The sequence below is a fragment of the Acidovorax sp. ACV02 genome, from assembly GCF_014851475.1.
In the GTDB taxonomy this organism is placed as follows: domain Bacteria; phylum Pseudomonadota; class Gammaproteobacteria; order Burkholderiales; family Burkholderiaceae_C; genus Acidovorax; species Acidovorax delafieldii.
In genome coordinates this window covers 223,186-248,637 of sequence record NZ_JACUZU010000006.1, presented here as the reverse complement: position 1 = coordinate 248,637, position 25,452 = coordinate 223,186, and the positions used below count along the sequence as shown (strand labels likewise).

The following is a 25,452-nucleotide window of genomic DNA, read 5'->3' as shown; positions in this document are numbered from 1 at the left end:
CAGGCTGAAACGGGGCGCTGGCATGCCGCACCAACCGCATCGGCGGGGTGGCGGAGCTCATGCGCGCCAGGCCCGCGCGGTGGTCAGGTGGTCGTGTAGTCCCTCGCCAGACATTCCGACAGCGGCACGGGCTTTGCCACCGCATAGCCTTGGGCGTAGTTCACGCCGATGAGTCGCAATGCATCCACGGTGGCTTCGGACTCGGCGAACTCGGCAATCGTCTGCTTGCCCATCACGTGGCCGATGCGGTGGATCATTTCCACCATGGCATGGTTGGTGGGGTCTTGCAGAAGGTCCTTCACGAAAGCGCCGTCGATCTTGAGGTAGTTCACCGGCAGGTGCTTGAGGTAGGTGAAGGACGACATGCCCGCGCCGAAGTCATCGAGCGCGAACCTGCAGCCCAGTTGCTGCAGCTCCTTCATCAGGCGCACCGCGTTGGGCAGGTGCGATATCGCGCTGGTCTCGGTGATCTCGAAGCACAGCAGCGCGGGGTCCAGCCCGGATTCGTTGAGCGTGGTACGGATGTACTTGAGCAGGCTGTCGTCGCCCAGGCTGGTGCCCGAGAGGTTGATGGCGCAGGTGTGCAGCGGCTGGGCGCCCGGTGTGCGCTGGTGCTGCGCCAGCGCCTGCAGTGTGTGGCGGATCACCCAGCGGTCGATGGACGGCATCATCCCGTAGTGCTCGGCGGCCGGGATGAAGGTGCCGGGCGCTACCAGCTGGCCGTTTTCCTCCTCGCGCAGGCGCAGCAGCACCTCCATGTGCAGGCCTTCATCACCGGTGCCTTGCAGCGCGCGGATGGTCTGCGCGTACAGCTGGAAACGGTTGTGCTCCAGCGCCAGGCGCAGGCGCCGCACCCAGTCCATGTCGCCTTCGCGCCGGGTCATCTCGATGTCTTCGGGCTGGTAGATGAACACCCTGTTGCGCCCACCTTCCTTGGCACGGTAGCAGGCCATGTCGGCCACGCGCATGGCCTCCTGGATGGAGGTGAGCGCTGGGATGAGCTGCACCATGCCGATGGAGAGGCCCGTGCTGAGCTGCTGGCCTTCCCACGCCAGGCGCAGGTCCTGGCCAGCCTGGCGCAATTGCTCTGCAATGCGCGCCGAGGGGCCAACGGGGCAGTCCTTGAGCAGGATGCCGAATTCGTCGCCGCCCAGCCGTGCCAGCGTGTCCCCTTCGCGCAGGTGGCTTTGCAGCATGCGACAGACCTCCCGCAGCATCTCGTCGCCGGCCTGGTGGCCGCAGGTGTCGTTGATGAGCTTGAACTGGTCCATGTCCACGTAGAGCAGCGAGCCCTCACGGCCCGGCTGGCGCGGGTGGTTGAGCAGGGCTTCAAGCCGGTGCTCGAACTCGCGCCGGTTCACCAGGCCCGTCAGCGCATCATGGCTGGCCTGCCACGAGAGCTGCTCTACGTAGTGTTGCTCGCGCGTGACGTCGTGCAGCGCCAGCACCGCCCCGGTCAGCACACCCCGGTGCCGGATGGGAGAGCCCACCAGCCTCACCGGAACGATGCTCTGGTCCGGTCGCACCAGCGTGCGGTGGATGTTGCCCTTGGCGGCACCATCGCTGCGCAGCAGCGTCTGCACCAGGGCGTCGGCCGACAGGGGTGGTGCATCACCTTCGAAGACCAGCAACTGCGCCAGAGGTTGCCCGGTGGCCTGGGCGGCTGGGCGGGCCAGCAAGGTTTCTGCGGCAGGATTCATGTAGGTGACCTCGCCGTGGATGTTGGTCGTCACCACGGCATCGCCAATGGCGGCCAGCGTGGTGCGCGCCTGTTCCCGCTCGACCTCCAGGGCGCGCTCCGCGTTCTGGCGCTGGGCCAGCAACTTGTGCGTGTGCCACAGGGTCAGAAGAATCAGCACCAGGGCCATGCCCATGTTGGTCCACATCAGCAGGAGCACGATGTGGCGCGAGCTTTCGCCCAGGGCCTCGCTGAAGTTCCGGGCCGCCGGGGTCACGCCCGCGTTGATCTCGCGGATGGTGTTCTGCCACCGTTCGCGGGTGGGGGCGTCCGCTGTGCCGGCGGTGTTGCGCTGGTGGATCTCGTGCGACAGCTCGCGCAGCGCACGGATGTACTCGTCGCCCACCAGCCATTGGTCTACCGGCTTCTTCACCAGATCAAAGCCGTCAAAGTAGCGCAGCAGCCAGATCAGGCCGTCAATGTCATCGGGGTGGTTGCCACCGCGCAGAAAGCCGTCGCGCGCCACATCCGTCTGCACCTGGCCTGGCTCCAGGGCCAGCCGGGCCGCCCGGTCGCCCAGCGGGATCTCCATGGCGCGGGTGAACCCTTCAAAGGCCTGGGGGGAGCCGGTGATGGCGTACTGGTTGAGAAAATAGATGGCGTCCTTCTGGCCTTTGGTCCATAGGCTTTCGCCAGCGACGAAGGCACGCACCGTGGACAAGACATGCAGGCTGGCCGTGGCGCACACCGCCAGCAGCAACACCATGGTGATGAAAGGCCAGGTCACCCGCAACGTCAACGGCACAGGCCTTCGCTCGACCGGCTGCAATACATCCATGGATGGGTCCCTCGCCTCGTGCCAAGCTGCTTGCGCCAGTGATGCCTGGTGGCCCCATCCGGCGCGCCCTCATCAGTGTGTCCGCATGCTCCATCAATGCCTGCGGTCCAGGGTTGTCCTGGGACGCGTGGCTGATTCGGCGGTGCGGTGCTTCCGGCCCACTATATAGAGATCAACTTGCCAGCGCATGCAAAGTTTGGCAACCCCTTGTGCTTGCGGGGAATGGCCGCCATGCCGATGCGCACCCGCACCTGAACCTGCGCGCGGCGGGCCATCGCTGGCTCCGCCCAGGTGTTGCCCGGCCTGACAGAAGCCGGTGTTTACGGCGCCGCAGCGTGGGTGCCCACCAGCACGGACTGCGGGCCATCGTCTGCGGGCTGCGAGATCAGGTCTTCGATGATGAAGGTGCGGTAATAGAACGCCGTGACCGCGCCTTCGGGGGCAATGGCTGCCACCAGCGTGTCGGTGTCGTCCTTGTCGTTCATTGCGATCAGAATGCCGTGGTGGCCGGAGCCCGCCAGGTCGGCAATGCGCCGCACCATGTCGCCTTCGGCGCCCACAGATGGCAGCGGCGCATCTGCAGTGCCCAGGGTGTGCACAATTTCTTGCAGGATGACTTCGGGGCTGGCGTAGGCGACATCGCCCTGATGGCCTGCTGCCTGCAATGCGAGTGCGGCCTGGCGGGCGCAGTCCTCGTCGGGGAACAGCGCAAACACCTGGCCGGTGGGGTAGAAAACGCCGCCCATGGTGGTCATGGTGGAATCAAGGACGAGGGGTTTCATGGGCATCTCCCGAAGTGTTTCAGACCTTTGGGATTGAAACCGGGCATCCCGGCGCGCTGTGTAGGCCAGCGGGCCATCCGTGCGTCAGCCCGCTTTGCGTTGCAGTGGGCTGGGTCACAAGAATATGTGAAAAAAGCGCTTGGTGCGCTAGTGCTTCATGGGTTGGTTGCTATCAATTTGTTAGTTTTTGGCCGCCTCTGCTAGCCCAGCCATCCGCCCAGCCAGGCCCCCAGCGCCGCGCAATGCAGCACCACCGTCGCCCAATACACCGCGCGAAACTCCGCCTTGCGGGATTTGTGCCGCAGCCACTGCTGGGCCCACCATGCGCCGGGCCAGCCGCCTGCAAGGCTCAGCAGGTGCAGGTGGCTTTCCTTGGTGCGCCACCGGCCGTTTTGCGCGGCGCTTTTGTCGATGGCGTAGACCAGAAAGGTCAGGAGGTTGACGGCGACCGCCGCGCCCAGCACCCACCACGGTAGTCGGCCTGCCCAGAGGCCCCAGGCCAGCAGCCCCGCCCAGCCGAGCATGAGTAGCCGTATCAGCGCCGAGCCGGTGGGAGTGGTCGGTTCGATGGCCGCCACAGGGCGCCTGCGCCTGGCGGCCGGAGGTTGCCCCGCCCGTTGCACCGGCGCGCGCCGCGTTGGGTGCGCAGGGGGCGGCTGCGTTGGTGCCGTGCTGCGGGGCTGGAACGCGCCACCCGCGTTTGCAGCGGGCAACACCGCCATAGCCCGGGGCCCTTTTCCGCCGACATGAATCTCCTCGTACACCACGGCGAGCCCTTCGCGGGGCGGGGCGGTACCCCGGTAGTCCCGCACATGAAAGAACACATCGGCGGACGTGTCAGGGCTGCGGATAAAGCCGAAGGCGCGGCTGGCGTCCCAGCGGACGACGGTGCCTTGTTTCTGCATCGGTCAGGAAATGCTTTCAGGCCAGGGTGTGCAAAGGAATGTCGTGCGCCACCGCCAAAGCATCAAGCTGCGCGCGGGTCTGTGTGCGCAAGAACGCCGCCACGGCCGCGTGGGTGGCGGGGGCGCGCAGCACCTGCGGGTCGCCCGTGGCGGGCAAGCCTGCGGCAGAACACAGGCTGGCGGCGAAGTGGGGTTCCAACGCGGCCACGGCCACGCGGCCGTCGGCGCAGGGGTAGATGCGGTAGCCTGCGTGGTTGCCCCCCACGTCGCCCTCGGGGGTGGTCAGGCCCCAGTCGCGCGGCTGGGCCAGCCAGGCAGCGGCGTCGGCCAGGGCGACTTCGATGCACACGCCGTTGCCGGTGTGGGCGCGCTCCAGCAGGGCCTGCAGCACGGCCTCGCTGGCCATCAGGGCGCCACCCATGTCGGCGTACAGGGTGGGTGGCATCTCGGTGCCGGTCACCAGGCCGGCGTCGGCCAGGTAGGTGAGGTCGTGGCCGGGCTCTTCGGCCCGCTCGCCCGCTGCGCCCACGATGCGCACCAGCGACAGGCGCGGGTATTGGGCCTGCAAAGCATCCCAGCCCAGACCCAGCTTGGTGAGCGCCGAGGGGCGGAAGGAGGTGATCAGCACGTCGGTGCGGGCCAGCTCTGCATGCAGCGCGGCCTGGCCTTCGGGTGTCTTGAGGTGGGCATGTACCACCCGCACACCCTGGTGCAGCGTGGCATAGGCCGCCGGGCTGTAGATGCCCATGGGGTCGGCACTGGGGTAGTCGGGGGGCGGCGGCGGTTCGAGCTTGGTGCATTCGGCGCCCATGCGCGCACAGCGCATCAGGGCGGCGGGGCCGGGCAGGTTGAGGGCGAGGCTGAGGACGCGGGCGTTGCGCAAGGGCTGGGGCAGGGCGGTGGTCATGGGCTCAGGGTTGTCTCGGTGTTGTGGTTTTGAATGAAAGGTGCGTCGCTGGAACTTCGCAGCGTGCGCGGGCTCACTCCCAGCGTTATACATAATTTGTTACGCTCCCCGACCCATGCAACGCAGAACCTCTTTGGCCGCCCTCACAGGCCTGGCCGCCTTTCCGGGAGCTTTCATGACCATGTCCCTGAGCAGCGCCGCCACGGCCCCTTTGCTGCAGGCGCTCAAGCCCTCGCCCCGCATGCCGGTGATGTTTGTGGGCCATGGCAGCCCCATGAATGCCATCGAGGACAACGCCTGGCGCCGCAGCTGGCAGGCCATGGGCGCGGAGCTGATGGCGCGCGCGGCGCAGCCGCAGCTCATCCTGTGTGTGTCGGCCCACTGGCTCACGCGCGGTGGCTGGCAGCTGACGGGCATGGCCAACCCCAAAACCATTCACGACTTTGGCGGCTTCCCCCAGGCGCTGTTTGACCAGCAGTACCCCGTGCCGGGCGCCCCGGCCGTGGCGCGCAGCTTGGCCAAGGAGCTGAAATCCCCCGCCACCGGCGCCGCATTGGGTGTAGACGAGGGCGAGTGGGGGCTGGACCACGGCACCTGGTCGGTGCTCAAGCCCATGTTTCCCCAGGCGCACATTCCGGTGATGCAGCTCAGCATGGACTACAGCCGCGCCCCGGCCGAGCACTATGCACTGGGCCAGCAACTCAAGGCCCTGCGCGAGCGGGGTGTGCTCATTGTGGGCAGCGGCAACATCGTGCACAACCTGCGCGCATCCCGCCGTGGCTCGGCCGCCAACGAAGCCTACGACTGGGCCACCGAGTTTGACACCGTGGTGCAGGAACAGATCAAAAAGGGCCAGTTGGGCGCCTTGCAGGACTTCCAGAAGCTGGGTACCGTGGCCCAGCAGGCGCACCCCACTTATGAGCACTATCTGCCGCTGCTCTACGCAGCCGGGGCCGTCTTGCCCAGCGAGATGCCACGCTTCTTCAACACGGGCTACCAGTCGGCATCGATTTCGATGCGGTCGGTGCTGTGGGGCTGATCCCCGCGTTCTGAGGTTGGTTGCTTCTCTTTTGATAGCTGTCAGCGCTTGTTTTTCTAGCGCTTGAGGCCAAAAACGCTTGAAATCGCCGCCTCGTCGTTGTGAAACGGCCCTCAGGCCGCCATGTGACCAGCGGCCTGGATCGTCAGCCACGGCCAGCGCTCACGGTAGCTTTGTGCCTTGGCCTCAAACAACGGCAGGTGCGGGCAGGCGGGGTTGGGTTTGAGAAGTCCTGCGTACAGCTCTTCCAGTCCGTACGGCGCGTACAGCGTGGGCTGAGCAACGCCGGGGGTGATGGCAGGTTGCAGGCCCACGCAGGTGCAGGGCACCAGAAAACGCTCGATCCCGTTGCGGGCGGACTGCAGCGGCGCATACGGGTAACCAAACCAGCGCTCGTACCAGAGGTGCACGCGGGCCTGGTTCTTGGCTTCGACGGTGATGGGCAGGTCGGCGAAGAGGGAGGTGGCGCGGGCTTGCACCTGCTGCTCCGCCGATTCGGACAAGTCGTTGCCGTCGAAGTAGAACAGGTCGTAGTCCTTGATGTTCGCGGTGGGCGCCAGACCTGATCGCAGGTTCCACACCGTCTGGAACAGGCAGCCCGCCACCAGCCACGCGTCGGGCAGGCCCAGAAACGGCAAACGCTCCAGAAGGACCGCGTTGTGCGGGTTCTGGAGCGTTTCGCTCACAAAGCGGCGCGTGAGCGCCGCTTCCTCATCGTGCTCAGACGACCTTTGCAATGGCCTGGCAGACGTAGTCGATGTTCTTGCTGTTCAGGGCGGCCACGCACATGCGGCCGGTGTCGGTACCGTACACGCCGAACTCGTTGCGCAGGCGAACCATCTGGTCCTTGGACAGGCCGGAGTAGCTGAACATGCCGATCTGGGTGGTGATGAAGCTCATGTCCTGCTTCACACCGGCGGCTTTGAGGCCGTCCACCAGCTTCTGGCGCATGGCCTTGATGCGCACGCGCATTTCGGCCAGTTCTTGTTCCCACATCGCACGCAGCTCGGGGTTGTTCAGCACAGCAGCCACCACCGCGCCACCGTGGATAGGTGGGTTGGAGTAGTTGGTGCGAATCACGATTTTCAGTTGGCTCAGCACGCGGCCGGCTTCTTCCTTGTCGGCGCACAGCACCGACAGGCCACCCACGCGTTCGCCGTACAGGCTGAAGCTCTTGGAGAACGAGGTGGAGACGAAGAAGTTCAGGCCAGCGGCCACAAACTTACCGATCACGGCGCCGTCTTCGGCGATGCCGTGGCCAAAGCCCTGGTAGGCCATGTCCAGGAAGGGCGTCAGGCCCTTGGCCTTGACGACAGCGATGACCTGGTCCCACTGCTCGGCGGTGATGTCATAGCCGGTGGGGTTGTGGCAGCAGGCGTGCAGCACGACGATGGTGCCGGGGGCCGCAGCGTTCAGGCTGGCCAGGAAACCTTCGAAATTCACGCCGCGCTTGGCAGCGTCGTAGTACGCGTAGGTGCCCACTTCAAAGCCGGCGTTGGTGAACAGCGCGCGGTGGTTTTCCCAGCTGGGGTCGGAGATCAGCACCTTGGCGTTGGGGCTGACCTTCTTCAGGAAATCGGCACCGATCTTGAGGCCGCCGGTGCCGCCGATGGCCTGCACGGTGGCTACGCGGCCAGACTTCACGGGTTCGCTCTCAGCGCCGAACACCAGGCCCTTGACGGCGTTGTCGTACGCCACGATGCCGTCGATGGGCAGGTAGCCACGGGCGGTGGGGGTGGACATCATGGTCTTTTCTGCGGCCTGCACACATTGCAGCAGGGGCAGCTTGCCGTTGTCGTCGAAATAAACGCCGACGCCCAGGTTGACCTTGTTGGGGTTGGTGTCGGCGTTGAATTGCTCGTTGAGGCCCAGGATGGGGTCGCGGGGGGCCATTTCGACGGCGGTGAACAGAGACATGAAAATCCTTGAAAGGTTGTCAGTAGCGAAGAATCCGGGCGTGGTGTACTGTGCCGGGTTCGGCCGATTTTAACGGCCCGCCTTCACCACCCGTTGACCGCCCCCATGCCGGATATCACAGAAGTCATAACTGAAAAGCAAGACGGCGAGTTCGTCCGCTTCCCCGATTCCCCGTTTGAACTGTTCCAGCCGTATCCACCGGCAGGCGACCAGCCCGAGGCCATCAACAAGCTGGTGGAGGGACTGAATGATGGGGAGACCTTCCAGACGTTGCTGGGTGTGACGGGATCGGGCAAGACCTTCACCATGGCCAACGTGATCGCGCGCATGGGCCGCCCCGCCATCATCTTTGCGCCCAACAAAACGCTGGCCGCGCAGCTGTACAGCGAGTTCCGCGAGTTCTTTCCCAAGAACGCCGTGGAATATTTCGTCAGCTACTACGACTACTACCAGCCAGAGGCCTACGTGCCGCAGCGCGATCTGTTCATCGAGAAGGACAGCGCGATCAACGAGCACATCGAGCAGATGCGGCTGTCTTGCACCAAGAGCCTGATGGAGCGGCGCGATGTGGTGATCGTGGCCACCGTGTCGGCCATCTACGGCATTGGCGAGCCCGAGAGCTACCACCGCATGGTGATGACACTGCGGGTGGGGGACAAGCTGGGGCAGCGGGACGTGATCGCCCAGTTGATCCGCATGCAGTACCAGCGCAATGAGGCGGATTTCAGCCGAGGCAAGTTCCGTGTGCGGGGCGACACCATCGATGTGTTCCCGGCCGAACACTCCGAGCTGGCGATTCGCATTGAGCTGTTTGACGACGAGATTGAGAGCCTGCAGCTTTTCGACCCGCTCACGGGCCGCGTCAAGCAGAAGATCCCGCGTTTTACCGTGTACCCCAGCAGCCACTACGTGACGCCGCGCGACAAGGTGCTGGCGGCGGTCGAGACCATCAAGCTGGAACTGGCCGAACGCCTGCAGCAGCTGGTGGCTGACGGCAAGCTGGTCGAAGCGCAGCGGCTGGAGCAGCGCACGCGATTTGATCTGGAAATGCTGAGCGAAGTGGGCCACTGCAAAGGCATCGAGAACTACACGCGCCACCTGTCGGGCGCGGCGCCGGGCGATCCGCCCAGCACGCTGACCGACTACATGCCCAAGGACGCGATCATGTTTCTGGACGAAAGCCACCAGATGATCGGCCAGCTCAACGCGATGTACAGCGGCGACCGCTCGCGCAAGACCACGCTGGTCGAATATGGTTTTCGCCTGCCTTCGGCCCTGGACAACCGACCGCTCAAGTTCGAGGAGTTTGAGCAACGCATGCGGCAGGTGATCTTTGTATCGGCCACGCCCGCCGACTACGAAAAGACCCATGCAGGCCAGGTGGTGGATCAGGTAGTGCGCCCCACGGGCTTGGTGGATCCGGTGGTGGAGGTACGCCCCGCCACCCATCAGGTGGATGATGTGCTGCAAGAAATACGCATTCGTGTAGAAAAGCATGAGCGCGTACTCATTACCACGTTGACCAAGCGCATGGCCGAGCAGTTGACCGACTATCTCACCGACAACGGTGTCAAGGTGCGCTACCTGCACAGCGATGTGGACACCGTGGAGCGGGTGGAGATCATCCGCGACCTGCGCCTGGGGGCTTTCGACGTGCTGGTGGGCATCAACCTGCTGCGCGAGGGGCTGGACATTCCTGAGGTGTCACTCGTGGCGATCCTCGATGCGGACAAGGAGGGCTTCTTGCGCGCCGAGCGCAGCCTGATACAGACCATTGGCCGTGCAGCGCGCAACTTGAACGGCCATGCCATCCTGTACGCCGACCGCATCACCGACTCCATGAAAAAAGCCATGGGTGAGACGGAACGCCGGCGCATCAAGCAGATCGCATACAACGAGGCCAACGGGATCACGCCGCGCAGCATTGTCAAGCGGGTAAGAGACCTGATTGACGGCGTGTACAGCGAAAAAGCCGGCAAGGACGCCGAACGTTTGGAGCAGGAAGCGTTGCAGCGGGCGCAGGTGGAGGACATGTCCGAGAAAGACGTGGCACGCGAGATCAAGCGCCTGGAAAAGCTCATGCTGGAACATGCGCGCAACCTGGAGTTCGAGCAGGCGGCCCGGGTGCGCGACCAGCTCACGCGTCTCAAGGACCAGGCCTTTGGTGCGCACGGCAGCGATTCCGTGGCCTTGTAAAAGGGATTGCGATTGGGAATGCGATGAGAAAATACTATTGAGTCGATTAATAACTATTTGGTTTTTTAACCCGACAGAATCAATAGGGATTTGTGCTATACTCGCATAAAACACTCAACAAAACAGCCCAACGATGAAGGGCTCCGCTGCAGGCGACTGTGCGGAGTAAGGGGCGGAGACGGTGCCTCGCTGGCAAACAGTCAGCGCAGGCGGTTTCTTCAACGAACAAGCCTTAGCACAAGGAGCTTGCGATGCGTCTCACAACCAAAGGCCGTTTTGCGGTCACCGCCATGATTGACCTGGCCCTGCGCCAGAACAACGGCCCCGTCACGCTGGCTGCCATCAGCCAGCGCCAGCAGATTTCGCTGTCGTACCTGGAGCAACTCTTTGGCAAGCTGCGCCGCCATGAACTGGTGGAATCCACCCGTGGCCCCGGCGGCGGTTATACGCTGGCCCGCAAGGCAGGCGATATCACGGTGGCCGACATCATCGTTTCGGTCGATGAACCCATCGACGCCACGCAGTGTGGTGGCAAGGAAAACTGCCTGGGTGAAGCCGGCCGTTGCATGACGCATGAACTGTGGGCCTCGCTGAACCAGCGCATGGTCGAGTTTCTGGATTCCGTCACCCTGCAAAAGCTGGTGGACGAGCAGCTCGCCAAGGGCGTGCAGATCGAAGACAAGCCTGTGGTTCGCCGCGCCATCTCCACGACGCCGGTGGTCAAGCCCATCCGCGTGAACGCCCCCAATTCGGTGTTCGCACTGGGTAACGTCTTCGCCAAATCCTGATGCTTGGTGCGCCGTGCTGGCCCTGGGGTCAGCACTGCGCTGACCGCGTTGTAATCGTTTTCTTGTTTGTTCTGCCTCTTCTGTTTGCCAGCCAGAACCTTTTACTGAGCCAGCCATGGACATGACCCCGCACTTTCCCATTTACCTCGACTATGGCGCCACGACCCCGGTAGACCCCCGCGTGGTGGACGCCATGATTCCCTGGTTGCGTGAACACTTTGGCAACCCGGCGTCGCGCAGCCACGCATGGGGCTGGGAGGCTGAAGAGGCGGTGGAAAAAGCGCGTGTGCAAGTGGCCGACCTGATCTGTGCCGACCCCCGCGAAATCGTCTGGACCAGTGGTGCGACCGAGTCCATCAACCTGGCCTTGAAGGGCGCTGCGCATTTCTACAAAGGCAAGGGCAAACACCTCATCACGCTCAAGACCGAGCACAAGGCCGTGCTCGACACCATGCGCGAGCTGGAGCGCCAAGGCTTTGAAGCCACCTATCTGGACGTGCAGGAAGACGGCTTGGTCAACATGGATGCCCTGAAGGCTGCCATCCGTCCAGACACCGTGCTGATCAGCATCCTCTTCGTGAACAACGAAATCGGTGTGATCCAGGACATCCCCGCCATTGGCGCTCTGTGCCGTGAGAAGGGCATCCTGCTGCATGTGGATGCCGCCCAGGCGACGGGCCGTGTCGAGATCGACATGAACGTGCTGCCCATTGACCTGATGAGCATGACCGCCCACAAGACCTACGGCCCCAAGGGCGTCGGTGCGCTGTATGTGCGCCGCAAGCCCCGCGTGCGGCTGGAAGCCCAGATGCACGGTGGCGGCCATGAACGCGGCATGCGGTCGGGCACCTTGCCCACGCACCAGATCGTGGGCATGGGCGAGGCTTTCCGCATCGCCAAGGAAGAAATGGCCGAGAGCAACGCCAAGGCCAAGGCCCTGCAGCAGCGCTTGCTCGACGGCCTCAAGGACATCGAACAGGTCTACATCAACGGCAGCCTGGAGCGCCGTGTGCCGCAGAACCTGAACATGAGCTTCAACTTCGTCGAAGGCGAATCGCTCATCATGGGTATCAAGGGCCTGGCGGTGTCTTCGGGCTCGGCCTGCACCTCTGCCAGCCTGGAGCCCAGCTATGTGCTGCGCGCTTTGGGCCGCAGCGACGAGCTGGCCCACAGCAGCCTGCGCATGACCATCGGCCGTTTCACGACCGAGGAAGAGATTGACTACGCCATCTCCACCATCCGCGAGAACGTGGCCCGCCTGCGCGAACTGAGCCCGCTGTGGGAGATGTACAAGGACGGCATCGACATCAGCACCATCCAGTGGGCTGCTCACTGATTCCGCACACATTCTGGACGCATTGAAGAGGTACACATCATGGCTTATTCAGACAAAGTGGTTGACCATTACGAGAACCCCCGCAACGTGGGTTCGTTCGACAAGGGTGACGATTCGGTGGGCACCGGTATGGTGGGCGCGCCTGCCTGCGGCGACGTGATGAAGCTGCAGATCAAGGTGAACCCTGAAACCGGCGTGATCGAAGACGCCCGCTTCAAGACCTACGGCTGTGGTTCGGCGATTGCCTCCTCGTCGCTGGTGACCGAGTGGGTCAAGGGCAAGACGCTGGACGAAGCCGCGGCGCTCAAGAACAGCGAGATCGCCGAAGAGCTGGCCTTGCCGCCCGTCAAGATCCACTGTTCCATCCTGGCGGAAGATGCCATCAAGGCTGCTGTGCTGGACTACAAGACCAAGCACGCCGCCACGGCCTCTGCCGCCTGATTGTTTGACAGATAGATCGAGAGACATGGCCATTACGCTGACAGAAGCTGCAGCCCGGCACGTCAACCGCTACCTTGCCCGCCGTGGCAAGGGGCTGGGCGTGCGTCTGGGGGTCAAGACGACCGGCTGCTCGGGGCTTGCCTACAAGCTGGAGTATGTGGACGCGAGCGAGCCTGAGGACATCGTGTTTGAAAACCACGGCGTCAAGGTGCTGATTGACCCCAAGAGCCTGGCCTACATCGATGGCACCGAGCTGGACTTTGTCCGTGAGGGGCTGAACGAAGGCTTCAAGTTCAACAACCCCAACGAGCGTGATCGCTGCGGTTGCGGGGAGAGCTTCCGCGTCTGAACGTCTTCAGCTGATGTAACGCCAAACCGCCAACGCGCTCTGTGCTGGCGGTTTTTTCTTGGATTTTCTTCACGCCCCCTTGCGCATGAATCTGCAATCTGACGACTTCGAACTGTTTGGCCTGGCTTGCCGCTTTGCACAAGAACGCAGCGCCATCGACGCGCGCTGGAAGGAACTGCAGCGCGAAGCCCACCCCGACAAGTTTGCTGCGCAAGGCGCTGCGGCGCAGCGCGTAGCGATGCAGTGGTCCGTGCGCATCAACGAAGCTTACCAACGCCTGAAGGACCCCATGCGCCGGGCGGCCTATCTGTGCGAACTGCACGGAGCGCCTATCCGTGCCGAAGACAACACCGCCATGCCCGCTGCATTTTTGATGCAGCAGATGGAATGGCGCGAGGCACTGGAAGATGCCCGCGCAGACAGCGAGCTGGACGCACTGGACGATGAGGTGGAACAAGCCCGGCGTGCCGCTCTGTCGCAGTGCGAGCAACTCATCGACCAGCAGCAGGACTATGCCGGCGCGGCCCGCCAGGTCAGAGCCCTCATGTTCATTGCGCGATTTGCGGACGACATAGAACGTCGCCGAGAGCAACTGGGACAATAGAGCGGTTTTGCTTTCCCCCTGGGGCCCCTGTCGCTTGCTGAGGTGATGGCGTCCCCCACCACGTTGAGACCCGAAATTTCATGGCGCTTTTGCAGATCTCCGAACCCGGCCAGTCCCCCGACCCGCACCAGCGGCGCATCGCTGTGGGCATTGACCTGGGCACCACCCATTCTCTGGTTGCCGCTGTGCGCAATGGCGTGTCCGAATGCCTGCCCGATGCACAGGGCAGGGTGCTGCTGCCCTCGGTGGTGCGCTACTTGGCCAACGGCGGTCGCCAGATCGGATATGACGCCGTGGCGGCGCAGGCCCAGGATGCACGCAACACCATTGCCTCGGCCAAACGCTTCATGGGGCGTGGCCTCAAGGACGTGGCGGAAGCGGGCAAGCTGCCATACGACTTCGTGGCTGCTGCTGATGGCGGCGAGGGCGGTATGGTCAGCCTGGCCACGGTGGATGGCAACAAGTCGCCCGTCGAGATCAGTGCCGAGATCCTGGCCACGCTGCGCTACCGCGCCGAAGACACCTTCAATGATGATCTGTATGGCGCAGTGATCACCGTGCCTGCGTACTTCGACGACGCCCAGCGCCAGGCCACCAAGGATGCGGCCAAGCTCGCCGGCATCAACCTGCTGCGCCTGATCAACGAGCCCACTGCGGCGGCGATTGCCTATGGCCTGGACAACGCCAGCGAGGGCGTCTACGCCGTTTATGACCTGGGTGGGGGTACGTTTGATATTTCCATCCTGCGCCTGACGCAGGGCGTGTTCGAAGTGATCGCCACGGGCGGCGACTCTGCCCTGGGAGGCGACGACTACGACGCGGCGCTGGCGGACTGGGTTCTACAGCAGGTGGGGAAACAGGCGGTCACACCAGCCGACAAGTCGGCCGTGCGCATGGCTGCACGCGCCTGCAAGGAGGCCTTGACTGCTGCTGATTTGGTAGCATTCAAGGCAGAGCTATCTAGCGCTTCTGTGCAATTTGACGTCAAACGGTTGGATTTTGACGCGGTGACGGCCGATTTGACCGCCCGCTCCATGGCGGCTGTGCGCCGTGCCCTTCGCGATGCGCATCTGGCGCGCGATGAAGTGCAGGGCGTGGTCATGGTGGGCGGCTCCACCCGCATGCCGCAGGTGCAGCGGGCCGTGGCGGAGTTCTTTGGCAAGGAGCCACTGACCAACCTGAATCCCGACGAAGTGGTCGCGCTGGGTGCCGCCATCCAGGCCAACCAGCTGGCCGGTAACAACACGGCAGGCGACCTGTTGCTGCTGGACGTGATTCCGCTGTCCCTGGGCATCGAAACCATGGGCGGGTTGGTGGAGCGCATTGTTGCGCGCAACGAGACCATACCTACCGCCAAGGCGCAGGACTTCACGACCTACAAGGATGGACAGACCGCGCTGGCCATCCATGTGGTCCAAGGCGAGCGTGACCTGGTGCAGGACTGCCGTAGCCTGGCGCGCTTTGAGTTGCGCGGTATCCCCCCGATGGCGGCAGGCGCTGCGCGCATCCGTGTGACCTTCACCGTCGATGCCGATGGCCTGCTGAGCGTGGCCGCGAAAGAGCAGGGCAGTGGGGTGGAGGCCCGCATTGACGTGAAACCATCGTACGGCCTCACGGACGACCAGATCGCGCGCATGCTGCAGGATGGCTTTGCCACGGCCGCGCAGGACATGAAAGCCCGTGCCGTGGTCGAGGCCCGCGTGGACGCCGACCGCATGCTGATTGCCACGCAAAGCGCGCTTGACGCGGATGGCGACGTGCTCAGCCCCAAGGAGCGGGCTGCCATCGACGCCCTGATGGTGGCCTTGCGCCACCAGCGCGACGCCGACGATGCCGCGGCCATCGAGGCCGCCACGGAAGCCCTGGCCAAGGGCACCGAGGCGTTTGCAGCCCAGCGCATGAACCGCGGTATCCAGCAGGCCCTGGCCGGCAAGAACGTCGCGAGCCTGTGATACGAGCCAGCGCATCCCTCTGAACAAGAAAAAGACCACCCCATGCCTGTCATCAAGATCCTTCCCCATCCCGAATACTGCCCCGCTGGCACTGAGATCACGGCGCCCGCAGGCACCTCGATCTGCGAAGCCCTGCTGGACAACCACGTCAACATTGAGCATGCCTGCGACATGAGCTGCGCTTGCACCACCTGCCACGTCATCGTGCGCCAGGGGCTGAACTCGCTGAATGCGGCAGAAGAAGAGGAAGAAGACCTGCTGGACCGCGCCTGGGGCCTGGAGCCGCAGTCGCGCCTGTCGTGCCAGGCCATCCTGGCGCAGACCGATCTGATCGTCGAAATTCCGAAGTACACGATCAACCACGCCAAGGAAAATCACTGATGTCCCGGCAAATTGTTCTGGACACTGAGACCACCGGCCTTTCGGCCGAAGGTGGTGACCGCATCATTGAACTGGGTTGTGTGGAACTGCTCAACCGCAAGCTGACCGGCAACAACCTGCACCTGTACTTCAACCCTGGCCGTGACAGCCATGAAGATGCGCTGAAGGTGCACGGCATCAGCAACGAGTTCCTGAAGGACAAGCCCAAATTTGCCGACGTGGTGGACGACATCCTGCAGTACCTGCAGGGCGCCGAGATCATCATCCACAACGCTGCGTTCGACGTAGGCTTTCTCAACAAGGAGCTGGAGTTGGTGGGGCGCCCGGCGTTTGGCACCTATGTGCAAAGCGTGACCGACACGCTGGCCATGGCCAAGGAGATGTACCCGGGCAAGCGCAACTCGCTGGACGCCCTGTGCGACCGTCTGGGCGTGGACAACTCGGGCCGTACGCTGCACGGCGCCTTGCTCGACGCCGAGCTGCTGGCCGACGTCTACATCAATCTCACACGTGGGCAGGATGCCTTGCTGATCGCCGACGATGGCCATGACAGCGCTGACGGCGTGAAGGTGGCAGCCATCGATTTGCGTGGCCTTGCGCTGCCGGTGCTGCGGGCGAGCGAACAAGAGCAGGCGGCCCATGCCGAGGTGCTCACGCAGATCGACAAGGCCAGCGGTGGCAAAACAATTTGGCGAACTCTCCAGTCGGCCTGAAAAGCTGTGCCATAATAGAAGGCTGTCGCAGCGACAAGGGTGATTAGCTCAGCGGTAGAGCACTGCCTTCACACGGCAGGGGTCACATGTTCGATCCATGTATCACCCACCATGTTGCTGCCAGACTTTTCGCAGCGGTATCTTTCTCCAAGGTGCTTGCGACGGGTGATTAGCTCAGCGGTAGAGCACTGCCTTCACACGGCAGGGGTCACATGTTCGATCCATGTATCACCCACCAATTCAAAAACCCCTGCTGGTTCCTGACCAGCAGGGGTTTTTCTTGGCTTGCCCGCCTGTCTGCAAGCTGCAAAGTGCAGCGACCATTCGCCAAAGCGGCGTACAACGCAGGCTTGCGCGCTACATTTGTCGCCCGTACCTGCAACGCTGCATCCATGATCACCTTCCACAATCCCTTGCACCAGTGGCATGCACCGGCCCACGAATTCTTCCGGGGCGAGCGCGTGCCCTGTTTTGAAAAACCCGAACGTGTGGACTGTGTGGAAGACGCCCTGCGCACACGCGGCCACGCCATGGTGTTGCCCGATGTGGACTGCAATGCTGTGCTGGCCCAGGTGCATGCGCCGCGCTATCTGGCCTTTCTGCAGACCGCATGGCAGCAATGGCTGGCACTGGACCCGGCCAATGCGTCTGTTCAGCCGTTTCCGTCTGTCTGGCCGGTGCGCACGCTGCGCAGTGATGTGGAACCCGACAACTTTGTCGCACGGCTGGGGCTGTACTCCATGGACAACGGTACACCCATGGCGGCAGGAACCTGGGCCGCAGCCAAGGCGGGGGCCGATGCGGCTGCCAGCGCGGCAGCACGCGTTGCACTGGGGACGCGCGCCGTGTTTTGCTGCACACGGCCGCCAGGGCATCATGCGGGCCCGGACTTCATGGGGGGCTATTGCTTCTTGAACAACGCCGCCGTGGCAGCGCAAACCCTGCGCAACCAGGGCGCCCAGCGTGTGGCGGTGCTGGATGTGGACTACCACCACGGCAACGGCACGCAGAGCATCTTTTACGACCGCAGCGATGTGCTGTTCATCAGCATGCACGGTGACCCGCGCACGGAGTACCCCTTCTACCTGGGCCACGCCGACGAGACGGGCGAGGGGGCTGGTGTTGGGTTTAACCTGAACCTGCCCTTGCCTGCGGGCACCAGCGCGGCAACATGGTTCGATGCACTAGAGCAAGCGTGCCTGCGCATCACGGATTACAGCGCCGACGGGCTGGTGATCTCTCTGGGGCTGGATGCCTTTGAGGGCGATCCCATCTCGCGGTTTGCACTGGCATCGTCAGATTTCACCCGCCTGGGCGAGCGGCTGGCACGGCTGGGGTTGCCCACGGTGTTCGTGCTGGAAGGCGGCTATGCGGCGGCCGAGCTGGGCACCAATGCCGTCAACGTGCTCGATGGTTTTGAGCAGGCCTGACGCGGCACCCGGCAGGTGATGCAGGAGACGCACTGATGATCGATACGGTGGATTGCGTGGTGGTAGGCGCGGGTGTGGTGGGGCTGGCGGTGGCCCGTGCACTGGCGCTCCAGGGGCGGGAGGTGATGGTGCTGGAGGCAGCGGACGCCATCGGCACTGGCACCAGTTCGCGCAACAGCGAGGTGATTCATGCCGGGCTGTATTACCCCGCAGGTTCGCTCAAGGCCAGGCTGTGCGTGCGGGGCAAGGAATTGCTTTACGCCTACTGCACGGAGCGCGGTGTGCCCCACCGCCGCTGCGGCAAGCTGCTGGTGGCAACCTCTGCCGCCCAGCTGGACAGCCTGGAAGGCATCCAGGCGCGCGCCCGTGCCAACGGAGTGCTGGACCTCCAACGCCTGAGCCGTGAAGAAGCCTTGGCGCTGGAGCCCGCTCTGGCCTGCATCGGCGCTTTGCATTCACCCAGCACCGGCATCGTCGATAGCCATGCACTCATGCTGGCGCTGCAGGGCGATCTGGAGCATGCGGGTGGTGTTGTAGCGCTGAATTCACCACTAGCGCTAGCATCTATTGGTTCTGATGCTATTGATTTGGAAGCAATGGATGGCACGCGCCTCCGCGCGCGCACCGTGGTCAACGCCGCTGGGTTGCAAGCCCCTGCGCTGGCTGCAAGGTTTGCGGGGCTGGCCCCGCAGCATGTGCCCACCGCTTACTACGCCAAGGGCAACTATTTCACGTTGACGGGCAAGGCGCCGTTCAGCCGACTGATTTACCCGGTGCCTGAGGCTGCGGGTTTAGGTGTACACCTCACGCTGGACCTGGGCGGCCAGGCCAAGTTTGGCCCGGACGTGCAATGGGTGGACTCGCCCGACGATCTGCAGGTGGACCCCGCGCGCGGCGATGCCTTTTATGCCGAGGTGCGCAAATATTGGCCGGGCTTGCCAGATGGCGCTCTGGCTCCGGGCTACGCGGGCATGCGTCCCAAGATCCACGGGCCCAGTGCACCCGCTGCCGACTTCGTCATTCAAGGGCCTGCTGCCCATGGGGTGGCGGGGCTGGTCAACCTCTTTGGCATCGAGTCGCCCGGCTTGACAAGTGCCCTGGCCATTGCGGAGCATGTGGCTGCGCTGGTTTGATCTGCAGCAAGCCATTTGCAATCAGTAACCTCTTGCGTCCCCGTCCTACGAGGGGTTTCTGCGCGGATGGCTAAGATGAACTTCAGTCCCAACGTTCGCGTGCGGGGTTTTTCATCACTTTTGGCACTACACAGAAAGGCTTGTATGACTGCTTCTGACACCACGACCACCCAGGGCGAACTGGAAAAGCTGGTTTCCGATCTGCGGGGGCTGTTGGCCAACAAGGACCTGGACGCAGTGCCTGAAATCAAGCTGCTGCGCCAGCGCCTGGACGATGGCATGCACAACGTGCGTGAATCCGCTGTGCGCGCCGCTCAGGACGCCGCCCGCCAAGCGAAGGAAGCCGCCTTGGCAGCCGACCGCTACGCCCATGACGAACCTTGGCGTGTGGCGGGTGCCGCATTGGCCGTGGGCGCGCTGGTTGGCTTTCTGCTTGCACGACGCTGATCGTCGCTGTCCTCCCATGAAGGCACGCCACAGAGGCAACAAGACATGAATTGGCTCTCGCTGCTGGGTCTGGAAGGGTTGGCCGCCCGCTGGCGTGCCAACCTGATCGAGGGCGCCATCGCCGCCGAAGACCGGATGGATCTGGCCCGCCTGGAATGGGCGGACCTCAAGCAGCGGCTGCAACAACTGCTGGTGCTGACCATTCTGGTCGTTGGGCTCACGGTGGTGGCCCTGATCATGGTGTCGCTGGCGGTGCTGGTGCACTTCTGGGACTCACCGCAACGCACGCTGGTGGCGTGGCTGGTGGCTGCCGTGTGGGCTGCAGGCTGGGCCGCCGCCACGGTGTCGTTGGTGTCGGTGGCGCAGCGCGCGGGCAGCGGCTTTGCGCTGACGCGGCGAGAGCTGGCCCAGGACTGGCGTGACATCAAGGAGCGCTTGTGAGTACCCCCCACCCAACCACTAGTACACCGCAGACTGCAACCACAGTAAAACTGGTAGCTACGCCGGAACAGCAGCGTGTGCTTGACCGAATTGAACTGCAGCGCGAGCGGCTGCGTGCCCGCCGTGTGGCCCGGGCCCAGGCCCGCGCGCTCGCGGAGCAAGCCGGAGGCGCCACGGGCGGCGGAGATGCCTCGCTGGCGCTGCGCGCCGCTGGGTTCGCGCGCGAACACCCGCTGGCGGTGGCGGCCATGGCCGGTGTCGCTCTGGTGGCCGGCCCGCGCAGGTTGATCCGGTGGGCGGGCATTGTCCTGCCGATGCTGATGCGCTTGCGGCGCTGACCACTGGCGGGGTTGCGGAGGGCGGCGTCCCGCTGCTCAAACCCACGCCGAAAACTGAAACGGAGCCCTGTTGCCGGAGGCTCCGTTTTCTTATGGGGCCATGCGGCCGAGCGTTTGTGGCCCGAGGGGTCAGCGCAAGGCCTTGATGGCCTTGGCGGCCTTCACGACCAGCGCAGGGCCTTCATAAATCAGGCCTGTGTAGATCTGCACCACGTCTGCCCCTGCGCGAATCTTGCTCACTGCGTCGTCGGCGCTCATGATGCCGCCGACACCAATGATGGGGAATCCGCTGCCCAAGGTTGCGCGCAGCTGCCGAATGACCTGGTTGCTGGCTTCCAGCGCCGGAGTGCCACTCAACCCCCCCGTCTCTTCCGCGTGTCGCATGCCCTGCACCGCAGCGCGGCTGATGGTTGTGTTGGTGGCAATCACACCGTCCATGCCGTGGCGCTGCAGCGTGGCAGCGATCACTGCCACCTGGGCTTCATCCAGGTCCGGTGCAATCTTCACAAAAACCGGCACGCGCCGCTGGTGCTGGGCGGCCAGCGTCTCACGGCGCTCGGCAATCGCTCCCAGCAGTGCATCCAGTGCGGCATCGCTTTGCAATGCGCGCAGGTTCTGGGTGTTGGGTGAGCTGATGTTGACCGTCACGTAGTCGGCATGGGGGTATACGCCCTCCAGGCAGATCAGGTAGTCGCTGGTGGCGTTCTCGATGGGGGTAGTGGCGTTCTTGCCGATGTTGAGACCGAGCAGCATGGGGTGCAGACGGTTCTGCTTGCGAAACTGCGCCTGTTGCACATTGCGCAGGAAGGCATCCAGGCCTTCGTTGTTGAAGCCCAGGCGGTTGATGAGTGCGTGGGCCTCGGGCAGGCGAAACATGCGCGGCTTGGGGTTGCCCGGCTGCGCTTTGGGGGTCACGGTGCCCACTTCCACAAAACCGAAACCCATGGCGCCCAGCGCGTCAATGCAGCGCGCATTCTTGTCCAGGCCCGCCGCCATGCCCACGCGGTTGGGAAACTTCAGCCCCGCCAGGGTGATGGGGTCGTTCACAGTTTGGTTGCACCAGGCCCATTGCAGCGGCGTGCGCTGCCCGCGCGCCAGCATGTCCATGGTGAGTTCGTGAGCGGCCTCGGCATCCATGCCGAAGAGAAAGGGGCGGGTGAGGGCGTAGGGGATCAGGGACATGGGGAGATAATTCAGGATTACCCCTGATTTTCTCCCATGACGACCACCACTCCCCTGACCCAAGACGAACTCAAGACCCTGGTAGGCCAAGCCGCGCTGCAATACGTGGTGCCTGGCGAGATTGTGGGGGTGGGCACCGGCTCCACCGTCAACAAGTTCATTGACGCCCTGGCGGGCATGAAGGACCAGATTAAGGGCGCTGTCTCCAGCTCCGTTGCCAGCACTGAGCGCCTGAAGGCACTGGGCATCGCCGTGTTCGATGCCAATGAGGTCCCATCGCTGTCCGTCTATATCGACGGCGCGGACGAGATCGACGGCCAGGGTTACATGGTCAAGGGTGGCGGCGCGGCACTGACACGCGAGAAGATCGTGGCAGCATTGGCCGAGCGCTTTGTGTGTATTGCCGACGAATCCAAGTTGGTGAAGACCCTGGGCCAGTTCCCGTTGCCGGTGGAGGTGATCCCGATGGCTGCCAATCACATTGCGCGCCGTTTTGCCGCCATGGGTGGACAGGCCAGCTTGCGACTCAAGGACGGACAGCCACTGGTGACTGACAACGGCCAGCACATTCTGGACGTGAAGGGCTTGTCCATCACCGACCCGCTGGCGTTCGAGTCAGAGATCAACCAATGGCCTGGCGTGGTGACCGTGGGTGTGTTTGCCCACCAGAAGGCATCCGTGTGCCTGCTGGGTACGGCGCAGGGCGTGAAGACCATCACCTATTGAGGAATGGTGGTTGGGTGGGTGACAAGCCCACCCCCATAGTTCACCAATACAAAAGGGGCCTCTGGAGGCCCCTTTTATGTTGGGTGGATGTGAATAGAAGGACCAGCCGCCTGGAGGCGGCTACGTCACAGAGTGTCAGAACCGGATACCGGCGGGATTGCTTGGTGTTGGGCCGTCATTGACCGGTGGAGGGAGCGCGGGCCGTGCCGGCGCTTTCGGTTCAGCGGCGGGTGCGGACTCCACCGGCTTGGCCGCAACCAGGGGGGTGGGCGCTGGCTGGCGGTAGTTGCTGGGCAACTGGGATTGTTTGGGGTAGCCCGCTGCGTCGAGGTATTGGATCCACTCCGCGTCTGAAAAGCCCACCAGTTGCTGGCCGCCAATGGTGCCAAAAGGCAGGCTGGTGCTGCCACTCAGGCGTTGCAGTGCGGCAATGTCCTCATTGCTGGCCACTGTGCGCTCGGTGTACGGCACACCGCGTGATGTCAGCATGTTGCGCAAGCTTCCGCAGGGTGCGCAGTCATTGCCGGTGTAGATGGTCACTGGGAACCGGTTGGCTACCTGCCGCAGTTCGTAAGGCAAGGCTCCGTTAGCCGCTGATGGGCTTGCGGTCGCAGCAGCAGGAGTTGCAGCACTGCGTGCGGGCGGCGCCGTGGTCTCGGCCGGAGGACGGTCCGAAAAGGTCACCTTGCCGTCGGGGCCAAGGATGCGATAGACATTCTGCGCTTGTGCTCCCACAGAGACCAGGGCCATCAGCAAGGAGGCAGCGGCAGGAACGAACGTAAGGCGGGGCATGCGGGTTCTCCTCATTCTTGTGGGCTGTGTTTGTTATGGGTCAGGCTGCGGTTTGTCCGATCTGCGGCCTCAGGCAGTCAGTTCTTCCGCCATGCCCTGGTGGCGCAGCAGGGCATCCAGACTGGGCTCGCGGCCGCGGAAGGCCTTGAAGGACTCCATGGCGGGGCGGCTGCCACCCGCTTCCAGAATGGCCTCACGGTAGCGTCTCCCGGTTTCGGTGCTGGGCAAGCCGTCGGTACCGGCGGTTTCTTCAAAGGCGGCGTAGGCGTCGGCGCTGAGTACCTCGGCCCATTTGTAGCTGTAGTACCCCGCTGCATAGCCGCCGGCAAAGATGTGGCTGAAGGTGTGGGCCGTGCGGCTGAACGCGGGCGGCTGCAGTACGGCCACTTCCTGGCGCACCTGGGTCAGCAGGGGCATGAAGTCCTGGGCCGGGTCGTGTTCGGTGTGCAGCAGCATGTCGAACAAGGCAAACTCGATCTGGCGCAGGGTCTGCATGCCGCTCTGGAAGTTCTTGGCGGCGATCATCTTGTCAAACAGCGTGCGCGGCAGCGGCGCGCCGGTGTCCACGTGGGCCGTCATGTGTCTGAGCACATCCCATTCCCAGCAGAAGTTTTCCATGAACTGGCTGGGCAGCTCCACGGCGTCCCATTCGACGCCGCCAATGCCAGAAACATCGCGTTCGTTCACCTGGGTCAGCATGTGATGCAGTCCATGGCCAAATTCATGGAACAGCGTGATCACGTCGTCATGGGTCAACAGTGGCGGCTTACCGTCCACGCCGTCCGCGAAGTTGCAGACGAGGTGGGCAATCGGCGTTTGCAGCACTCCGGTGTCGGGGCGCTGCCAGCGCGTGCGCACGTCATCCATCCAGGCGCCACCCCGCTTGCCGGTGCGGGCGGGCTGATCGAGGTAGAACTGGCCCACCAGTTGGCCGTTGCGTTCGATGCGATAGAACTCCACCGCAGGGTGCCACACCGGTGCCGTGTCGCGGCGGATGGACACTTCAAACAGCGTCTCAATGATCTTGAACAGGCCTGCCAATACCTTGGGTGCCGTGAAGTACGCCTTGAGCTCCTGCTCGCTGAAGGCGTAGCGGGCTTCCTTGAGCTTTTCAGAGATGTAGGGCCAGTCCCAGGGCTGCGGATCGGCCAGGCCCAGGTGTTCGGCCGCAAAGGCGCGCAGGTCGGCCACATCCTTTTCGGCATAGGGCCGGGCGCGGCGTGCGAGATCACGCAAGAACTGGACAACCTCGGCTGGCGACTGGGCCATCTTGGGCACCACGGAGACTTCACCAAAGTTGGCGTAGCCCAGCAGCTGGGCTTCTTCTCGGCGCAAGGCCAGGATTTCGCCAATCAGCGTGGTGTTGTCGAATTTCTGGCCTTCGCCTTCGGCCTGGTCCGAGGCACGGGTGACATAGGCGCGGTATAGCTTGGCGCGCAGGTCGCTGCGAGTGGCAAACTGCATCACCGGCAGGTAGCAAGGCATCTTCAGGGTGAGCTTGTAGCCTGGTTTCCCGTCCGCCTGTGCCGCCGCCAAAGCGGCTTGCTGCACATCGGCCGGTACACCGTCCAGTTCCTCAGCGGTGGCGTAGTAGGCAAAGGCATCGGTGGCGTCCAGTGCGTTTTCGCTGAACTTCTGGCTCAACTCGGCCTGGCGTTCCTGGATCTGGGCGAAGCGCTCTTTGGCCGCCCCGGTCAGCTCAGCGCCGCTGAGCACGAAGTTGCGCACTGCGTTGCGGTGGGCTTGGCGCTGCTCGGGCGTCAGGGTGGTGGGGTCGATGGCCTTGTACTTGGCATAGAGGCGTTCGTCAGCGCCCAGGCGGGTCCAGAACTCCGTGACGCGGGGCAGGGCGGCGTTGTAGGCCGCGCGCAGTTCCGGCGTGTCGGCAACGCTGTTGAGGTGGCTGACAGCCCCCCAGGCGCGGCCGAGCTGTTCGGTGGCTACATCCAGCACCTTGGCGATGGCATCCCAGCGGGCAGGGAAGTCGGGCGCCGTGACGGTCTCCAGAGCCTGATTGGCACGCTCCAGCAGCACATCAACCGCAGGGGCTACGTCCTGTGGGGTGATGCGGTCAAAGGCGGGGAGGTCGGAGAAGTCGAGAAGGGCGTTGCTCATGCGGGATTAGATGGCGCCAGGC

Annotated in this window: 25 protein-coding genes and 2 tRNA genes; 18 read left to right on the top strand and 9 right to left on the bottom strand. The window is 63.8% G+C overall.

What is annotated here, in order from left to right; genetic code table 11:
* Positions 1 to 83: 83 nt before the first annotated feature.
* The 4 genes from IB236_RS15965 to IB236_RS15950 all read right to left on the bottom strand — a co-directional run bounded on the left by IB236_RS15965 (position 84) and on the right by IB236_RS15950 (position 5,110).
* The gene (locus IB236_RS15965) at positions 84 to 2,516 is read right to left on the bottom strand and encodes an EAL domain-containing protein (RefSeq protein WP_225581186.1); all 2,433 of its coding nucleotides are present in this window, start codon (positions 2,514 to 2,516) and stop codon (positions 84 to 86) included.
* A 320-nt stretch (positions 2,517 to 2,836) separates the two neighbouring features.
* On the bottom strand, positions 2,837 to 3,298 hold the full coding sequence (locus tag IB236_RS15960; protein WP_056745148.1) for a hypothetical protein: 462 nt from the start codon (positions 3,296 to 3,298) through the stop codon (positions 2,837 to 2,839).
* Between the two features lie 200 nt (positions 3,299 to 3,498).
* The gene (locus IB236_RS15955; RefSeq protein ID WP_056744659.1) at positions 3,499 to 4,203 is read right to left on the bottom strand and encodes a cold shock and DUF1294 domain-containing protein; all 705 of its coding nucleotides are present in this window, start codon (positions 4,201 to 4,203) and stop codon (positions 3,499 to 3,501) included.
* A gap of 16 nt (positions 4,204 to 4,219) precedes the next feature.
* Positions 4,220 to 5,110: a CoA transferase gene (locus IB236_RS15950; RefSeq protein WP_192421440.1), complete on the bottom strand. Its 891-nt coding sequence runs from the start codon at positions 5,108 to 5,110 to the stop codon at positions 4,220 to 4,222.
* Positions 5,111 to 5,243: 133 nt separating this feature from the next.
* Between IB236_RS15950 and ygiD the strand changes: the two genes are divergently transcribed.
* The gene (ygiD, locus tag IB236_RS15945; protein ID WP_192421513.1) at positions 5,244 to 6,149 is read left to right on the top strand and encodes a 4,5-DOPA dioxygenase extradiol; all 906 of its coding nucleotides are present in this window, start codon (positions 5,244 to 5,246) and stop codon (positions 6,147 to 6,149) included.
* Positions 6,150 to 6,262: 113 nt separating this feature from the next.
* Here the strand turns inward: ygiD and IB236_RS15940 are convergent, their stop codons facing one another.
* On the bottom strand, positions 6,263 to 6,835 hold the full coding sequence (locus IB236_RS15940) for a nucleotidyltransferase family protein (RefSeq protein WP_370539924.1): 573 nt from the start codon (positions 6,833 to 6,835) through the stop codon (positions 6,263 to 6,265).
* A 34-nt stretch (positions 6,836 to 6,869) separates the two neighbouring features.
* Positions 6,870 to 8,066, bottom strand: coding sequence for an amino acid aminotransferase (locus IB236_RS15935; RefSeq protein ID WP_192421438.1), 1,197 nt, complete (start codon positions 8,064 to 8,066; stop codon positions 6,870 to 6,872).
* 105 nt (positions 8,067 to 8,171) lie between these two features.
* Between IB236_RS15935 and uvrB the strand changes: the two genes are divergently transcribed.
* The 16 genes from uvrB (at position 8,172) to IB236_RS15855 (ending at position 20,615) form a co-directional block, all read left to right on the top strand.
* Complete coding sequence (gene uvrB / locus IB236_RS15930; RefSeq protein WP_099730352.1) at positions 8,172 to 10,262, top strand: excinuclease ABC subunit UvrB; 2,091 nt, start codon at positions 8,172 to 8,174, stop codon at positions 10,260 to 10,262.
* Positions 10,263 to 10,513: 251 nt separating this feature from the next.
* The gene (gene iscR / locus IB236_RS15925) at positions 10,514 to 11,050 is read left to right on the top strand and encodes a Fe-S cluster assembly transcriptional regulator IscR (protein WP_015013980.1); all 537 of its coding nucleotides are present in this window, start codon (positions 10,514 to 10,516) and stop codon (positions 11,048 to 11,050) included.
* A 115-nt stretch (positions 11,051 to 11,165) separates the two neighbouring features.
* Positions 11,166 to 12,386, top strand: a complete 1,221-nt coding sequence (locus IB236_RS15920) for an IscS subfamily cysteine desulfurase (RefSeq protein WP_192421437.1) — start codon at positions 11,166 to 11,168, stop codon at positions 12,384 to 12,386.
* Between the two features lie 39 nt (positions 12,387 to 12,425).
* Complete coding sequence (iscU, locus tag IB236_RS15915; RefSeq protein ID WP_121942835.1) at positions 12,426 to 12,827, top strand: Fe-S cluster assembly scaffold IscU; 402 nt, start codon at positions 12,426 to 12,428, stop codon at positions 12,825 to 12,827.
* Positions 12,828 to 12,852: 25 nt separating this feature from the next.
* Positions 12,853 to 13,176, top strand: a complete 324-nt coding sequence (iscA, locus tag IB236_RS15910) for an iron-sulfur cluster assembly protein IscA (protein ID WP_056063043.1) — start codon at positions 12,853 to 12,855, stop codon at positions 13,174 to 13,176.
* An 85-nt stretch (positions 13,177 to 13,261) separates the two neighbouring features.
* On the top strand, positions 13,262 to 13,780 hold the full coding sequence (hscB, locus tag IB236_RS15905) for a Fe-S protein assembly co-chaperone HscB (protein WP_056744674.1): 519 nt from the start codon (positions 13,262 to 13,264) through the stop codon (positions 13,778 to 13,780).
* Positions 13,781 to 13,860: 80 nt separating this feature from the next.
* On the top strand, positions 13,861 to 15,732 hold the full coding sequence (gene hscA / locus IB236_RS15900; protein WP_192421436.1) for a Fe-S protein assembly chaperone HscA: 1,872 nt from the start codon (positions 13,861 to 13,863) through the stop codon (positions 15,730 to 15,732).
* A 42-nt stretch (positions 15,733 to 15,774) separates the two neighbouring features.
* On the top strand, positions 15,775 to 16,113 hold the full coding sequence (fdx, locus tag IB236_RS15895; RefSeq protein ID WP_192421435.1) for an ISC system 2Fe-2S type ferredoxin: 339 nt from the start codon (positions 15,775 to 15,777) through the stop codon (positions 16,111 to 16,113).
* A complete protein-coding gene (gene dnaQ, locus IB236_RS15890) occupies positions 16,113 to 16,826 on the top strand; it encodes a DNA polymerase III subunit epsilon (protein ID WP_056063030.1) in 714 nt (237 codons plus the stop codon). Before fdx ends, dnaQ begins: the two co-directional genes overlap by 1 nt.
* Before the next feature lie 37 nt (positions 16,827 to 16,863).
* Positions 16,864 to 16,938 (top strand) — tRNA-Val (locus tag IB236_RS15885).
* Positions 16,939 to 16,989: 51 nt separating this feature from the next.
* Positions 16,990 to 17,064, top strand: a tRNA-Val gene (locus tag IB236_RS15880).
* A gap of 154 nt (positions 17,065 to 17,218) precedes the next feature.
* The gene (locus IB236_RS15875) at positions 17,219 to 18,256 is read left to right on the top strand and encodes a histone deacetylase family protein (protein WP_192421434.1); all 1,038 of its coding nucleotides are present in this window, start codon (positions 17,219 to 17,221) and stop codon (positions 18,254 to 18,256) included.
* Between the two features lie 35 nt (positions 18,257 to 18,291).
* Positions 18,292 to 19,389 carry an NAD(P)/FAD-dependent oxidoreductase gene (locus IB236_RS15870; protein WP_192421433.1) on the top strand — a complete coding sequence of 366 codons (1,098 nt, stop codon included), beginning with the start codon at positions 18,292 to 18,294 and terminating at the stop codon, positions 19,387 to 19,389.
* 144 nt (positions 19,390 to 19,533) lie between these two features.
* The gene (locus tag IB236_RS15865) at positions 19,534 to 19,836 is read left to right on the top strand and encodes a DUF883 family protein (protein WP_008904788.1); all 303 of its coding nucleotides are present in this window, start codon (positions 19,534 to 19,536) and stop codon (positions 19,834 to 19,836) included.
* A gap of 45 nt (positions 19,837 to 19,881) precedes the next feature.
* Positions 19,882 to 20,277: a phage holin family protein gene (locus IB236_RS15860; protein WP_099730347.1), complete on the top strand. Its 396-nt coding sequence runs from the start codon at positions 19,882 to 19,884 to the stop codon at positions 20,275 to 20,277.
* On the top strand, positions 20,274 to 20,615 hold the full coding sequence (locus IB236_RS15855; RefSeq protein WP_370539923.1) for a hypothetical protein: 342 nt from the start codon (positions 20,274 to 20,276) through the stop codon (positions 20,613 to 20,615). Before IB236_RS15860 ends, IB236_RS15855 begins: the two co-directional genes overlap by 4 nt.
* Positions 20,616 to 20,744: 129 nt before the next feature.
* Here IB236_RS15855 and IB236_RS15850 read toward each other — a convergent pair whose 3' ends face one another.
* Positions 20,745 to 21,797: a quinone-dependent dihydroorotate dehydrogenase gene (locus tag IB236_RS15850; RefSeq protein WP_192421432.1), complete on the bottom strand. Its 1,053-nt coding sequence runs from the start codon at positions 21,795 to 21,797 to the stop codon at positions 20,745 to 20,747.
* A 36-nt stretch (positions 21,798 to 21,833) separates the two neighbouring features.
* Here IB236_RS15850 and rpiA point away from each other — a divergent pair, with 36 nt between their 5' ends.
* A complete protein-coding gene (rpiA, locus tag IB236_RS15845; RefSeq protein WP_192421431.1) occupies positions 21,834 to 22,523 on the top strand; it encodes a ribose-5-phosphate isomerase RpiA in 690 nt (229 codons plus the stop codon).
* Positions 22,524 to 22,658: 135 nt separating this feature from the next.
* Here the strand turns inward: rpiA and IB236_RS15840 are convergent, their stop codons facing one another.
* Both IB236_RS15840 and IB236_RS15835 read right to left on the bottom strand, forming a co-directional pair.
* On the bottom strand, positions 22,659 to 23,315 hold the full coding sequence (locus IB236_RS15840; protein ID WP_192421430.1) for a DUF4124 domain-containing protein: 657 nt from the start codon (positions 23,313 to 23,315) through the stop codon (positions 22,659 to 22,661).
* A gap of 69 nt (positions 23,316 to 23,384) precedes the next feature.
* The gene (locus IB236_RS15835; RefSeq protein WP_192421429.1) at positions 23,385 to 25,430 is read right to left on the bottom strand and encodes a M3 family metallopeptidase; all 2,046 of its coding nucleotides are present in this window, start codon (positions 25,428 to 25,430) and stop codon (positions 23,385 to 23,387) included.
* Between the last annotated feature and the right edge of the window lie 22 nt (positions 25,431 to 25,452).

Bases quoted from the DNA above. Each gene is read 5' to 3' on its own strand.
- IB236_RS15965 (WP_225581186.1), bottom strand. From the start codon at position 2,516: ATGGATGTATTGCAGCCGGTCGAGCGAAGGCCTGTGCCGTTGACGTTG.
- IB236_RS15960 (WP_056745148.1), bottom strand. From the start codon at position 3,298: ATGAAACCCCTCGTCCTTGATTCCACCATGACCACCATGGGCGGCGTT.
- IB236_RS15955 (WP_056744659.1), bottom strand. From the start codon at position 4,203: ATGCAGAAACAAGGCACCGTCGTCCGCTGGGACGCCAGCCGCGCCTTC.
- IB236_RS15950 (WP_192421440.1), bottom strand. From the start codon at position 5,110: ATGACCACCGCCCTGCCCCAGCCCTTGCGCAACGCCCGCGTCCTCAGC.
- IB236_RS15935 (WP_192421438.1), bottom strand. From the start codon at position 8,066: ATGTCTCTGTTCACCGCCGTCGAAATGGCCCCCCGCGACCCCATCCTG.
- uvrB (WP_099730352.1), top strand. From the start codon at position 8,172: ATGCCGGATATCACAGAAGTCATAACTGAAAAGCAAGACGGCGAGTTC.
- iscR (WP_015013980.1), top strand. From the start codon at position 10,514: ATGCGTCTCACAACCAAAGGCCGTTTTGCGGTCACCGCCATGATTGAC.
- IB236_RS15920 (WP_192421437.1), top strand. From the start codon at position 11,166: ATGGACATGACCCCGCACTTTCCCATTTACCTCGACTATGGCGCCACG.
- iscU (WP_121942835.1), top strand. From the start codon at position 12,426: ATGGCTTATTCAGACAAAGTGGTTGACCATTACGAGAACCCCCGCAAC.
- iscA (WP_056063043.1), top strand. From the start codon at position 12,853: ATGGCCATTACGCTGACAGAAGCTGCAGCCCGGCACGTCAACCGCTAC.
- hscB (WP_056744674.1), top strand. From the start codon at position 13,262: ATGAATCTGCAATCTGACGACTTCGAACTGTTTGGCCTGGCTTGCCGC.
- hscA (WP_192421436.1), top strand. From the start codon at position 13,861: ATGGCGCTTTTGCAGATCTCCGAACCCGGCCAGTCCCCCGACCCGCAC.
- fdx (WP_192421435.1), top strand. From the start codon at position 15,775: ATGCCTGTCATCAAGATCCTTCCCCATCCCGAATACTGCCCCGCTGGC.
- dnaQ (WP_056063030.1), top strand. From the start codon at position 16,113: ATGTCCCGGCAAATTGTTCTGGACACTGAGACCACCGGCCTTTCGGCC.
- IB236_RS15875 (WP_192421434.1), top strand. From the start codon at position 17,219: ATGATCACCTTCCACAATCCCTTGCACCAGTGGCATGCACCGGCCCAC.
- IB236_RS15870 (WP_192421433.1), top strand. From the start codon at position 18,292: ATGATCGATACGGTGGATTGCGTGGTGGTAGGCGCGGGTGTGGTGGGG.
- IB236_RS15865 (WP_008904788.1), top strand. From the start codon at position 19,534: ATGACTGCTTCTGACACCACGACCACCCAGGGCGAACTGGAAAAGCTG.
- IB236_RS15860 (WP_099730347.1), top strand. From the start codon at position 19,882: ATGAATTGGCTCTCGCTGCTGGGTCTGGAAGGGTTGGCCGCCCGCTGG.
- IB236_RS15850 (WP_192421432.1), bottom strand. From the start codon at position 21,797: ATGTCCCTGATCCCCTACGCCCTCACCCGCCCCTTTCTCTTCGGCATG.
- rpiA (WP_192421431.1), top strand. From the start codon at position 21,834: ATGACGACCACCACTCCCCTGACCCAAGACGAACTCAAGACCCTGGTA.
- IB236_RS15840 (WP_192421430.1), bottom strand. From the start codon at position 23,315: ATGCCCCGCCTTACGTTCGTTCCTGCCGCTGCCTCCTTGCTGATGGCC.
- IB236_RS15835 (WP_192421429.1), bottom strand. From the start codon at position 25,430: ATGAGCAACGCCCTTCTCGACTTCTCCGACCTCCCCGCCTTTGACCGC.